The organism is Pseudoalteromonas luteoviolacea NCIMB 1944 (genome assembly GCF_001625565.1).
Taxonomy (GTDB): Bacteria; Pseudomonadota; Gammaproteobacteria; order Enterobacterales; family Alteromonadaceae; genus Pseudoalteromonas; species Pseudoalteromonas luteoviolacea_F.
Window position 1 is genome coordinate 1 of sequence record NZ_AUXS01000043.1, and the last position, 13912, is coordinate 13912.

General features: G+C 41.8%; 6 protein-coding genes. 2 read left to right on the plus strand and 4 right to left on the minus strand.

Annotated features, from left to right (window positions below; all coding sequences use genetic code 11):
• Both N483_RS16900 and N483_RS16905 read right to left on the minus strand, forming a co-directional pair.
• Positions 1-8036, minus strand: an 8036-nt coding sequence (locus tag N483_RS16900) for a SpvB/TcaC N-terminal domain-containing protein (RefSeq protein ID WP_196764412.1), incomplete at its 3' end; no start/stop codon positions are given.
• Positions 8029-9534, minus strand: a complete 1506-nt coding sequence (locus N483_RS16905; protein WP_023400194.1) for a hypothetical protein — start codon at positions 9532-9534, stop codon at positions 8029-8031. The genes N483_RS16905 and N483_RS16900, both read right to left, overlap by 8 nt.
• 518 nt (positions 9535-10052) lie before the next feature.
• On the opposite strand from N483_RS16905, the gene N483_RS16910 reads away from it, so the two are divergent.
• The gene (locus N483_RS16910; protein WP_023400193.1) at positions 10053-10655 is read left to right on the plus strand and encodes a LysE family translocator; all 603 of its coding nucleotides are present in this window, start codon (positions 10053-10055) and stop codon (positions 10653-10655) included.
• A gap of 112 nt (positions 10656-10767) precedes the next feature.
• Positions 10768-10968 carry a hypothetical protein gene (locus N483_RS16915; protein ID WP_023400192.1) on the plus strand — a complete coding sequence of 67 codons (201 nt, stop codon included), beginning with the start codon at positions 10768-10770 and terminating at the stop codon, positions 10966-10968.
• Positions 10969-11019: 51 nt separating this feature from the next.
• On the opposite strand, the gene N483_RS16920 is transcribed toward N483_RS16915, so the two are convergent.
• Both N483_RS16920 and N483_RS16925 read right to left on the minus strand, forming a co-directional pair.
• On the minus strand, positions 11020-11574 hold the full coding sequence (locus tag N483_RS16920) for a DUF2628 domain-containing protein (RefSeq protein ID WP_023400191.1): 555 nt from the start codon (positions 11572-11574) through the stop codon (positions 11020-11022).
• Positions 11575-11903: 329 nt separating this feature from the next.
• A complete protein-coding gene (locus tag N483_RS16925) occupies positions 11904-13775 on the minus strand; it encodes a DUF885 domain-containing protein (RefSeq protein ID WP_023400190.1) in 1872 nt (623 codons plus the stop codon).
• Positions 13776-13912 lie beyond the last annotated feature (137 nt).

The window sequence follows — 13912 nt, forward strand, 5'->3', positions numbered from 1 at the left end:
TAGGTCCACGTACCACTGTCTTTGTCGGTTTGGCTTACCTTCAAGCCAGTAAGTAAGTTATAGCTGTTCTCAATCAGTACTTTATTGTTATCAGCACTTGACCTAACTTGTACCACTTTGCCAAGAATATTGTATGTGTAAGTTAACACATTACCGGCATTGTCGGTTTCAGTCGCTTTTTCACCGTGAACGTTAAACGTTGTCGTTTGGGTTTGTGTATTGTCTGGCACATTACCCGTTACAGTGCTAGTGGCTGTGCGACCCGTTTTATTCAGTGTCGTCACAAGGCCGGTATTATTGTCTGTAACCTTGACCGGATTATCAAAAACATCATAGATAGTCTCGGAGCTTTGCAAACCCGCAGGTAACTGCTTAACAACTCGACCCCATGCATCATAATGCTGCTTTGAATAAAGCCATTGATTACCCGCTGTTAGTACTTTACTGCCAATTTCTCGACCTTGTTTATCTAAAAACTTCTGGCTTAAAAGCTCTTTATTCTTATAGCTGTTAATTGCCACTGCACAATTGTCGACATCAAATGGACACGCAGCGCGCACTGTATACTGCTGAGCACCGGTTGCAGAATAACTGCCAATTGCGCCACCAAAGTCATCATATTTGCTGTATTGGTAAACGCCATCCGTATTTTTGGACACCGTGACTTGGCCAAATTTATTACGACTAATTATGTTGGTCGTTATTATCTCTGAGGTAGATTGTGAGTCTGCCTGTGATGAAGGCTCAACAAGTGCCTTACTTTTTACATAACGACCATTTACATCATAGCTTGTCTGCGTTTTGCGCGCGGCGTTACCAGAGCAACCTTGCGTTTTTCCGCTGGTTTCTTTACTGTTCACATTGCCCACTGCGTCGTAGCCGTAACTGGTTTTTAGATACGTCTCACAGTTACCTTGCGGGTTTATCACCTCCGATGTAAGCATGCCATCGAGGGCGCCGCCAGCGTGGTAAGTAAACTCACTGCTTTTAACCAACGGCGTTGACACACCGGTGCGTGTAGTTGTGACATCCACTTTATGTAAACGCCCTAACTCTAGCCAGTCATCACTGGTGTAGTAAGTATTGTTGGTTGTCACAGTCGACAACAATTGGCCACTGGTGTTGCTTATAAAGTCACTGGCGCTTGCTGCATCGTATTGGCTTACCGTTATGTTTGTTACATTGGCAAACTGGTCTTGCTGGGTAATGGTTTTACTACAGTTATAACCAGAGATCCCATATTGAATAGCCCCCTCATACGATACGTCCATGCGAGCAGAACATTCACGACTATTATGTGCATACACAGCAAAATAATCTGGCACCTTGTCATTGTTGTACACACATGTGCCAGTTGCGTTGTCACAGCCATTAACATGGTATTGATAGTCATTTTTTGCGTCACTTATCACTAAATTGGTGTTATCAACCGTCATGGTTTTAAGTGTGCGCGTTGGCATACCAATAAATGGAAACGTTTGGCTGTACTCTGTTCTGGTTTTAAAGGTGATCCCGTCTTTTTCGGTGGTTGTCGTCAACGCCTCAAAGCCCAATGAGCCTCTGCCACCAAATTGAATACGGGCACCTTCATAATGGTAATCAACCGCCAAGCCAATATCTGAAGTGACATCATCAATCGTTTGCTGCGAACCCGTCGTTACCCGCTCTACTAAAAACGCGCCACCATACAAATCATCCACACGAGCATTTGACTGCTGAGCAAGTGCCTCTGTTTTGCGGTGCTCTCCTAGTGTATACAGGTTAGGATCTGATGCTAAACCATACTTAATCTCGGTTTGGTTACCGTAACCTTGGGTTACCCTTTTTAGTGTATTCGGTGGATCAGCTCTATATATCGCCTCCTTGACCTGTAGTTGATTGCCCATATTCAATATAAGCTCATCAACACCATCATGGTCATAATCCAAAAAGAATATATTATCAGTAACCTGAGGCCAGTCAGGTAAATTATATACAGGCCAATGATCATACAACGTGAAAGCACTTGTAGCTGGGTCCCAATCGTATCGATACAAAGCGAATTTTATCGTTTGCTTATTAAACCCTGCTACATAAAGCTCAGTTATTCCGTCTTTATCTAGGTCTGCTTGTATTGGCGGTATATTCGTTTTTTCAGGTTTGATATCTACATTTTCTGGAGACTCTAAGGTGATCTCAGTACTTTTTGTAAGGTAACTGCCGGAATACGGCTTTAACAGTGAAAAGGCCCATTGTTTATCCTCGTTAACATAGCCAAAATCAATAATGCCATCGCCATTTATGTCCATTGGCATTAATCGGCTGTGTACAAGATTCAAGACTTTACTGTCGCCAAATTTATGCTCATCAACTCCAGAGTCGTATTGGTTGAAATGCACAAGCACAACATCTTCTTTACCTTTAGTAGTACAGCCTGAATCTGCGCATTTTGATGTTACGACGTCCGCTAACCCGTCAAAGTTCACATCCAACAAATAAAACGGTTTGTCATCACTAGGGTATCGAATTGACACAGTCTCTTGAACGGGTGAGAAGTCCTTAAGGTCTTGAGTCCAGACTTGCTTGTAGGTGTAATAACCTTGCCCACCTGTGTAAAGCAGATCAGAAAAACCATCTCCATTAATGTCGCCAAGTCTGAGCGTATTTGCAGTGACACTACCAGCGATCCCTGAGCTGTCCCATCTACTTCCATCATAGGTGAAGTAAGCCCACTTATTGTTTGCATCACTTCTACGATTTGAAGTCCTGATCAGTAACCCTTGTCTACCATTGTCTTCTTTATCCAACGCTAACATCTCGACATTATCGGCCGTGTTGTTGGTTTCTATCAATGTACAGTTTTTTACGGATTGAGATTCAATGATACACAGCTCATGTTGCAGTGCGTTGTCGGTTTGGGCCAAGCTCACTAATGTCGGCCTACCATTACCTAGCAAGTCAACAATTGAGGTCGCTACCACTTTTTTGTTGGTAGGTGCGCTTGCTAGTGTTACTGAGGTTAAGAGCTGAGGCTGCTCAAAGCTTTGTGAATAGTCAAACTCCACTGGCTTTTTACATACTTCTAAATGGTTATTTGTGCATTCTCTGATACTTTTTAGCAACCGAGCACCATTCCCAGCCTGCTCAAACCCAAGGTCAAACCAGTTGAGTGTTTCACTCCCTTTATTGATAGAAATATAAGTCAACTCAGCTTGTGAAACCATGGCTTTATTTGCCGCTGAGTAGTCATATGCTAGGTGTCGAGCCGCGCCCTTTTTGTAGCCAAACTTAACGCTGTATTTTTCAGAACCATCTACGTTACCGCTGTATTCAATTTTACTCAGAACGGTTTCAAGATTGCCAAGAAATTTATGCTTATCGTCCCCTTTACTGTAATGATAATGAACAATATTGTGGGCTGTGCCATCACCACGTGCAGCGACTCGGTCCATACTTTGGCGAAGCAACCAACCGTGAGATGACGTACCACCTAGCTCACTGTCCGGCGAGCCGCCGTAAATACGCTTACTGCCATCTTTTCCGTATACTGCAAACTGTTTGGTACCTGATAGTGCAGGTGCCTCTACTACAACTCTAATTTGTGAGTCTAATTCACTGCGATACTCTGCGCCAACTTCACCTTCAGTTACATCATTGGAAAGAATAAGCCGACTTCCATCAAGGCAATACCTGTCGTTGCCAGCACTCCACGGTTTTATTGCCTCAAATTTACCATCGTGCAATTTTGTCTGTCGGCAACGTGTGACACTAGACCCTGCGGATAACTGCCAACCAAATGCCACTGATGACGGACCCGATTGACTGCTATAAGTTAACGCAACCTCAGGTGTAACACCTGCTATACCCGTTGGTAGTGGTAGCGGAATTGAATAGGTAGCCGCACCTTGTTCATTCACCCTAAAGCTACCGGTTGTGGTGGCTAAACTGTGATGCTGTACGAGCTGGTCTAGGCTTGGTCCTTGATAAATCGCGGCCCTGCTAGGGACAGACAGTGGATGAATTTGTCCTTGGATCGTACTGTTTGAGATCTCAATAACCTGTGTGCCAGATGGTCGAGAACACGCTCGATGAATACTGGTATGTCCATCTAACGTCACTTCTTTTTCAATACAGGCTTTGGCAAAAAACGTATGACTGCCATTGGGGTAAACTAAGCTAGTAGACGCTGTTTTATTACTCGCAGCCAACACGGTTGGCCCTGCGTTATCCGCTGGGTTATGGAGTTCGAAATAGTCAATATTTTTATGGTATGTCATGGACGCTGACAGCCTGCCAGCCTCTACTTGACTTAAAGTCAGGGTAGGTGGTGTGATCAAACCATCTCTTGGGTCATATTTATTTGTACCCAATACAGGCTCCAACCAGTCACTCACTCCATCACCGTCTGAGTCAGTTGTAAACTCACACTGACTAGGATCATGACAGATACCGTAGTAATAAAATAACGAACTTCTGACCACTGGCTTGTATCGCTCTGAAACCTCAAAAGAACGTATCAAAGTAATGATAAACTCTGTTCTTGATAAGCTCCCGTTTAGCTGACCGATCCAGTTTGCACGGCTAAGACCTGCGACCTCCTGCCTTATCACAAAAAAGATAGCGTTACTGATTGCGTCATAAAAATCGCTGCTGCTTAGGCTTTCGGGGTAGTTGCGCCTTCCTTCTTCCGATTGCAACATTGCGTCGACAACCTCTTGCAGAGTTACGTTATTGTAACGTCTCGCGTAGGTCAAAAACGACAACTCAAAGCGGCTCAATTCACGTTGTAAGATGACATAGCCAAGTCTCAACAGAGTATATGTCGCATCATGGTCGTCATTGGTCGGCACCCAGCCCGCTGGGATGTCTTTATTAAACCCGTCAAGTAATGGTGAGTCTTTCAAGTCGCCCCAACTGAGCTTATCAACCCCAGCGCTGCCGCGCTTTATTACATGCAGCTGATCCCCTGCGGTTGTGACCCAAATTTCATTATCGCCCACCAACATAGGCTTTTGAATGGTACGTGCACCTAATTTGTATACGTATTTGGTTTTACCATCTAATGCGTTAAGCGCATATAAAGCCCCATCGTCAGAGCCGTAAAATAGCGTAGCATCTGTTTGCTTTTTACCGACCAGTAACCCTTCGGCTTCTATCGCACCTTGCGTGGTGTTTTTCCATAGCTGTGTACCATTTTGGCTCCAAGCATAAATACTATGATCACGGGATCCGGCAAAAACCACGTCGGTGCCAATTCCCGCTGTTGTCACAACTGCACGAGAAGACAAAAACCCGCCCGTTGTATTACACCAACGTCGATTTTGGCCATTAAAAGCACATAATTGATTGCCCATACCCACATAGATTTGGCCACTTTGCCCTAATGTCGGTGTGTGGTTGAGGGGATCTATGACTTCGCCAATATTTTCGCCAGTGCTGTATTCAGCCATTGGGCTGTTAATAAACTTGTTTTTTACGCCAACTGAGATCCCGCCTTGGTGGTATGCACGCTCGGCTCTCTCAGGCAGCGGGAACTGTAAAGTTTGAACACCATTGGCGGCTGTTGTAAGGGACACTGTACTGGCATCGATTTGATGTGGAATTGCTGTGAGATTTTCTTGAATCGAAATCTGCCCTTGCTGATGAAAGCCAGTTCCCTGCACCTCTAAACAGCCCCCTGATGCACACATTTTAGCGAAACTAATCACTGGTGGAGCATGTTGAATAGTTAATTGGCTCCCTTTGATACACCGCTTTGATTCATCGGCAATATTCACATTACACGAGCTAATCATGTATGTTACGTTATGCGTTATCGCAGGGTTCAGGATCTGAAAAGACGTATCTTTAGAATTGGATAACAGCGTTTGCCATACATCAACTGCGATTTCTTTTTCTAACTTAAACCTTACATAGTCGCTATTTTGATCATCTGATTTCCACGACAAGGTATAGGGGCCGCTTGGCGCATCATCAATATTAGTAAATTCAGGTTTTAAAGGCAGGCCACCCGCATTGTTATTGGTGTAAGTCGCACAATGGTCTTTGATGCTATTGTAGCTTTTACTGCTCGACAATTCTCCATTAAGCGCTACAGCACAATAAGTAAAGGTTTGGTTAAAAGTATTTGAAGCTTTTTGTACAGACTTTGTAATTGTCAGGTTATCACTACTAAAGTGAATATCCCGTAACGGAGTCCATTGCTGCGCATCATTCAGGTCATTACCTGTATTCTCGCTTGCGCGCTCAAACACTTCGTATTTGTCAGCGAAGTTTACTGGCGGTATAGTGATGGTAAAATGCCCAGGCGCGTCTGCACTAGGTATAATATTGAGTGTAGGTGTAGCGGGTATTACTGATTCTAGTAAAAAAAAGTAATCATTCGCACTTTCATATGTCGTCTCTGTGTCACTAATATTAGCACGCCCATTGCCAGGCTTTATTTCAGCTCGCACGCGAAACAGTTGTCTGTCACCCAATTTATTTCCGGGTTTCCAGTTAAGCACCACAACTTTTGCACGACCCACATCAGGTATAGTACCTTGCTCAACTGCACTGGCCACAACAACGTCAGAGTTACCTGAAGTGTACAATTCAACTGAAGCGATATCTAATCCAACGTGAGATCTATGCAAAGCACCAATTGTGACATGGAGCTGATATGTTTGATTTCTTAAATGGACATCTTCTTCACTGGGAACTTTCGACAACCCGATTCCGATCGGCTTATAAACTGAGAACCCTACAGTGCTTGACACCCATTCATCTACATCATTGTCCTTGACTAAAATTACTACTGTATAGTCGGTGGTACTAGCCCCCACAGCTGGTGCTGAAAATTTAACTGAGTAATTGCCGTTTATTGGGTTTACGTCAGCCAAATTGATTTGATGATTGTCACCACAGCTGCTGATGTCAGACTGGTTACCCGATACAATACAAACATTGACTTTATCTTTATCTACCCCACGACCTGCGTCCATGGCTTTAAAGCTCAAGGTTACGCTCTCATCACCTGTCACCAAAGTGCTGGATAAATTAGTCTCAGTAATATTCGGCAAAGACGGTGTTTTAATACGAATTGTATTTGATGTGCCATCACCGGAAGTTGCGGTAAATGTCGTATCTTCAGTAACTGGAAAGGTTTTATAACAGGAGGTTTGTTGTTTATGCTTTCCATCAAAACATGGGAATTCTTCGGATATACCGGGTAAACTACCCTTACCAGCAGCGCCCCCGTTTATTGATGCACTTATTGGCCAGTTTGATAACTGAGTATCCGGGTCATTAATACTGACCACCGCATGTACTTCTGTTCCGATACTTACTACGGTGTTGTTAGCGAGCTCATCGCCATTTGTATTATAGATTTTTAAGGCGACTTGGGTTGGGGTGTCAACCTCTTTTGCGGGGTCTACCGTTATGGATTTTGACTCTACTTCATCAATGATATTTGTTGCTACGAAATTAAAATATCTTGGGTTTTCATAGCCAACAGTCAGGGGGATAGTTTGATTTGAGCTATCGCTTGGATCAAAGTCACGGCGAAATCCGCCACTATTACATGCACCCAAACTATTGCTTTCGCACACATAAAACGATTTAAGTGGATTGACTGGGTCCGTCGCGCGGGCAGTCAATGTAACTCTCGTTGCATCATTGACGTCTGGCGTTTGTCCAACAGAGATTCTAGGTGTCGAGTGCTCTACTACAAATAGCGTTTTTCTACATGTAACCATCCCTTGTTCTATGCTCGGAAACGAATGAACAGACACAAAATCATATTGGCCTACATCAAATCTAAGGTTCACCTCATAACCGTGATTGGGGTTGGGTCCGATAACTTGAGATTTTCCCCCATTTGTCATGGTGATCACGGTTTTTGTTGACAACATCTGTGGATTTGCCAGTTTTATCGTAAAATTCTGTGGCCCGTTTGTGAGCACTACTGTTTCAGGTTCTTTGATACAGAATCGCGCTTTACTTTCGGCAGCTGCTTGGCCCACAAAGCCAACACATATCAATAAATAGATACAGAAAGTAATAAATTTACTCATGCTGACCTCCTGTCTGTTTGCTGTCATCAAGCACTGTGGCTGTCCACTCAACTTCAAACATATTGTCGTTATTTACCGACTGCTCATTAAATTCAGCCACCTCCATCTTAGACGGCGCTCGCAATGGCACTGCTACAGAAAAAAGCATTGGCGGGTCAATCGGTCCAACAATGGGACCACCTGGATCGCCTCCAGGATCACCACCCGGATCGCCGGGGTTAATAGGCTCTGAACCACCGCCACCACTGCTGTTTGAAAACTTAATAGAGGTTAATTTGGTCTCTTGTGAATTAACATCTTGATATTGGAAATAAACACGGCCTTCTCTGCGATTGATAGCCGGGGTGGCAATAATTGACTTACTCAACATAGACACAGGTAAGTTCGATGTTTTACGCAATTCCACCAGTCTTGGCGCATACTCAAGTACTAGCCCTTTGTGGCTAACAAAAATAATGCTACTGCCAACGACGCGAGGCCCGTAGTACAAATCCATAGCAAGTGCACCTGCTATCACTGCATCGGTTGTTGTTTTACAGGATTTACGAGTCGAGTAGTTGACATTTAACGAGCAAACATCTCCTGAGCCATCAATTTTACTGACACCAAAATATAAGTTGCCCTGTTCGACTAAAGGTTTATTGACGACTTTACCACCCAAAGGAATTGACCATACTAGTTCAGGGCTTGCTTTTGAGTAATCAACTTTATGCAGATTATTTGCTTTGTCGGCGACAAATAAATAGCGGTTACTACCTTTAACCAAAGTGCGTGGAATAATATCTATGCCCAAGTTACGCAGTGGCATTAAAAACCCACTGTCGTTAATGGGTGCCTCAATTTTGGCATGTTTATATAATAGGGTTCGCGATCGTGTTCTTACACTGCCCACACCCACAGTTTGAACTGTATATTCGGTGCTTTCGTTTATGCGTACAGGTACACTTCCACTTGTTGGTAAGTTAGTTAAATAAGTTTCACCATTTTTTAAAAGATTGACGGTATGAGCGCCGCTGCTTTTCCAGCGTATTGTTGCAGACTCCCAAGGGTAAACCGCGCCTTTACTATAAGAAAACTCTTCAATCGCATGTAGATAAATTGACGCGTGTATACGATCCGCAATAATGCCGTCAGCACAGCCAAATTGATTACAGGGTACGACTAAATAACGCACATCCGATCTGGGGTTTGGAATGGTAATTGAGTTCGAATAGGATTTGTATTCTGGGATAAAAATATTTCCAACACCACTAAACTGGCTGGCTTCGCTCATTGGTCCTTGACCAAATCGGGCTTGATAAACTGTATCACCTGGATATGCCTTAACGACATACTCAGTTGCACCCTCAACTTTTGTCCAAGATATTTTATCTTTTTCACCTTTTACGTGAAATGCTAATTCATTATCAGCTATCCGGGGTTTTTGGGATGAAAACCCCAAACACGAAAAACTAATAAAAGAAAGCAGCACAATATTTGCACACTTAAACTTTAACAACTTTCATTTCTCCTTTTAATAAAAGCTGCGAGAAATTAACACAAGCACACATATTTAAAAAATAAAAATCACATAAAAAACCAAAAATGAATATAATTATATTTATTGAGTCAAAATTAACGCAAAATCAGTAATAAAGTAGTAAATAAAAATAAATGATTGAGTTGACCTCTTGTTGCAAAGCCTCATTTACTTGCCATGTTAAATTTTAGTATCTAATAGACTCTTGCTCGAAAACAAGAGTAAAAAACGCCTACCTCAACGGAAAATATAATAAGGCTTACCACACTTTATCTCGTCAATAACCTTTGCCCATCACTTGTTGTCACAACGCAGGTTTCTAGTGGTATGACAGCAACTTTTACCTGCTCCCCCTATCTAAACACAAGATAAATTCGTATTTGAACATATTTTATGAATTTAATTGTGCAAAAACTTGTCAATAAACCTAATTACGCTGAAAAGTTGTTTATGTTGATCACTAAAATTGATTTATCAATTCAATAGAGATTCAACCTATGACTTATGAACTACTTTACGCACTGAGCTTATTTGCTTTTGTATCGTCAATCACACCGGGACCAAACAACTTGATATTACTCAGCTCAGGTTTAAAGTTTGGAGCAAGGCGTTGTATTAGCTTACTTTTAGGAATAAATCTTGGCTTTACTGCGATGATATTGCTCGTTGGTGCGGGGATCGGTGAGCTGTTTACACGTTTTGTTATGCTGCATGAAGTTTTAAAATGGCTTAGTGCAGCATACATACTGTACCTTGCATTTAAAGTTGCCAGCGCAACACCGTTTGAATTTGAGTCACATTCTACAGGACAACCTATGACCTTTTTTGAAGCCGTGATGTTTCAATGGATTAACCCTAAAGCTTGGTCAATGTCACTGTCTGCTATTACTATTTATACACCTTCAACACACTTTAGCTCAGTTGTGTTGGTTGCAGTGGTTTTTAGTTTAATCAATTTGCCGTGTATTTTATCTTGGTTATTGGTGGGTACTAAGCTCTCCAAATTAATAAAACACCCAAAATACTTTAGAGCACTCAATCTCGTACTCGCTTTCGTATTGGTAGCGTCGATTGTGCCAACATTTGTTCCTCTGGATTGAGTTGGAATAGTTTATTATTCCAACAAACAACCATTTACAATTAAAACCAATTTAAATAACATTTGATTGATTTTTAAAATCAATCATAGAAATTAATTAAGGCAGGACTCTTATGAAATTAAAACTAGTAAAAAAGAACTACAAGCAACTGAGTAAAAATGCGAAAACAGTTGGTAAAGGCGCAACACCTATGGTCGCTGGTGGATTTACGAATGATTGGGTATCAACAGTGTGTACCGACCCAAATGTTACTCAGCGCTGCAATAGTGTGAGAGAGAGAACCTGCAATACTTGTAACACGGTAATGTGTTAATCGTAGTTTTAACATATTAAAGGGGCCGCTTTGCCCCTTTTTAAAAAAGTATTATGCCGTTGTTAACACGACAGACACCATTAAAAATACGAATGAAGCAACTAAATAAGAAATAATACCGACAGGTTTTTTGAAAAACTCGGGCACTTCAGGCCATATCTTTTCTTCTGCGGTCACGTGTTTATAATAGTCATAACATGCAAATTGTGCACAGACAGCATGTGGCACAACCCAAAAAGCAATTGCCGGAAGTGTAAAGCCAAGTATGCCTTCAAGTACTGTGAGTAAGCTGTTGAATACCCAAATACTCGCGAACATAAACCCAGCTTTCATCCACATTTTTTTGAACAAATAATAAAGAGGCCCAAAGAAAAACACAAAGAAATTAAGTGAAATGCTGATTCTTTCCGAAGCTGATAAACCTCTATATTCTGGCGTTTTCATAATCGAAAACATAGATTGAGAATCTGCACCAAGCTTTTTCAGCAGTTTAAATCTTTTCAGCCATTTTTTAGATAATTGATATTGCTCAAATTCTGAAGAAGCATCCAACTGTTGCTCTGCTACTTCTGGATTGGTTGACTCTGTATTTGTTGATTCATTCATTATTGTAATCCCTATTATATTTTGTTCGCGTCGACAGCACACAAAAGAAACGAGTTAGCCAACACTAACGCGCGCGCAATTCCTTTTGCTTTTATAAATCTGACATTAACAGCTAAGCGTATTTAACGAATATATTTTACACATATGGCTTTATACTAAGCCTGTTAGAACTGTACATAATCACAGCATGATTTAATTAATAATCGAACGATTTGGAAAAACAATATAAAAATCAGAGTGTTTTTAGAAAAAAACTAAATGCTACCAACAAAAAATGCACACGCTTTTAAAGGTGTGCACTTTTTATATTTATTGGATTTTTAGGGTATTTATGAACGCTTTTGCTCATCAACCCACGCATTAACACGTCTTTCAAGAATGGACAATGGCATTGCACCACCACCTAATACCGTGTCGTGGAACCCTCTTATGTCAAATTTGTTTCCTAGTTCACGCTTGGCATTTTCACGCAGCTCTAAGATCTTAATCATTCCTACTTTATATGATGTAGCCTGACCTGGCATGATCATATACCTGCGAATTTCAGAGCGAACAGCCGTTTCTTGAATTGGCACGTTCGATTTAAAATAAGACACTGCCTTTTCTTCAGACCACCCTTTCGCGTGAATACCCGTATCAACCACCAGCCTCACCGCGCGCCACATTTCATTTGATAAGCGTCCAAAGTCACTGTACGGATCTTGGTACGCACCCATTTCTTTTGCGAGTTGCTCAGAGTACAAACCCCACCCTTCAGAGTAAGCAGTAAAGTGCGCTTTTGTTCTAAACTCAGGGATCCCTTCAAGCTCTTGGGCAATTGACAATTGCATATGATGCCCCGGGTTACCTTCATGGTACGCGATTGACTCCATTGTGTTTTTCGGCATACTCGTCATATCAATTAAGTGTGCATAGTATACACCCGGACGAGAGCCATCTTTTGTGCCTGGCATGTAGTGCTGAGCTGCACCCGGGCGTTCGCGGAACGACTCAACGCGTTTAACCACCAATTCTGATTTTGGTAAAATACCAAAATACGCCGGCAGCTTTTCATTAATGTCATCTAGGTACGCGATTGAATCGTCAATGTACCCTTGTCTTCCTGTATCGTTGTTTTCATAGAAGAACTGCGGATCATTACGGAAAAACTCAAAAAACTCTTCCAATGACCCTTTAAATCCGACCTGCTTGACGATTTTTAGCATCTCGCTTTGTAAACGAGCGACTTCATCAAGGCCTATTTGGTGAATTTGATCCGAGGTTAAGCTTGTTGAAGTCTGATTGGCAAGTCTGTAGTTATAAAACGCTTTACCATTTGGTTGATCGCCAACACCATAACCATCTTGTTGTTTTAGATTTGCCATGTCTTTTTCAAACCAATCAATTAAGTTTGAATAGCTCTTATTAAACACGCCTGTCAGTGCCGATTTAGTCTCATCTAATACTTTGTCCGCTTCAGCCTGTGTGATTTTTTTATCATCAACCAGCTTTTGAACTTTTTTCTTCGCATCTGCCCACAATGGCGCATCATTTTCGCTGTCAGAGAAAGGAGCACCCGTTATGATGTTTTTTGACTGCGTTATCACACCTTCATAAGAAAACTTAGGTGGCCTTACGCCCTTTTTGGCTTTATCCTGAGCTTGCTCAAGAAGCTCCTCGAGTGCTTCAGAACCCTTTACTAAGCGGCTATTATAAGCGTGCATGTCTGCCAAAGTATCAACTTTATGGAAGTTAATCATAAATTGAGCAAACCAAGACTGGATCCCAAACATATGATTGAATACATACTCGTTCTCAGAAAACTTAAAATCTAGCTTTTCTTGCTCATAATCATAAATCCATAAGTCGTATGATATCTTCGCTTCAGCGTCTAATTTACTGTAGTCAAATTGCGACCTTAGCTCGGCAACCGTGCCTGCTAGCCAAGTTAAATTGCGTTTAGCAGCCTTCAATGATACATCGTCAATTTCGTCGTATTTATCCTTGCGACCATAAACAGTCATGGTCATTGGGCTCATTTGTAATTGTTGTTCGTATTTGTCTGCAAACCACGCATTTAATCTTTGCGACTCTGTTTCTACGCTTGCTTGTATGCTTTTTGGGGCCTGTGTAGCTGATGGGTTAGCCTGTGAACTAACATTACTTGCTTGGCATCCAGCCAAAATAGCGGCAACTGAAATCGCGAGAATTGATTTGTACATTATTAGTCTCTCCTGGAACTTTTTCAGATACACTAAAGAAAAACCTTCGGCAGGCCAACAAATTACACATGTAATTTGTAACGAAAAGTGAAAGTAGTTACAAAAATCACGCAACTAAGTGCAAAGTACTAATGACA

What these genes read in the sequence shown, in the direction of transcription:
- N483_RS16910 (WP_023400193.1), top strand. Translation starts at nt 10,053, where the DNA reads ATGACTTATGAACTACTTTACGCACTGAGCTTATTTGCTTTTGTATCG.
- N483_RS16925 (WP_023400190.1), bottom strand. Translation starts at nt 13,775, where the DNA reads ATGTACAAATCAATTCTCGCGATTTCAGTTGCCGCTATTTTGGCTGGA.
- N483_RS16920 (WP_023400191.1), bottom strand. Translation starts at nt 11,574, where the DNA reads ATGAATGAATCAACAAATACAGAGTCAACCAATCCAGAAGTAGCAGAG.
- N483_RS16915 (WP_023400192.1), top strand. Translation starts at nt 10,768, where the DNA reads ATGAAATTAAAACTAGTAAAAAAGAACTACAAGCAACTGAGTAAAAAT.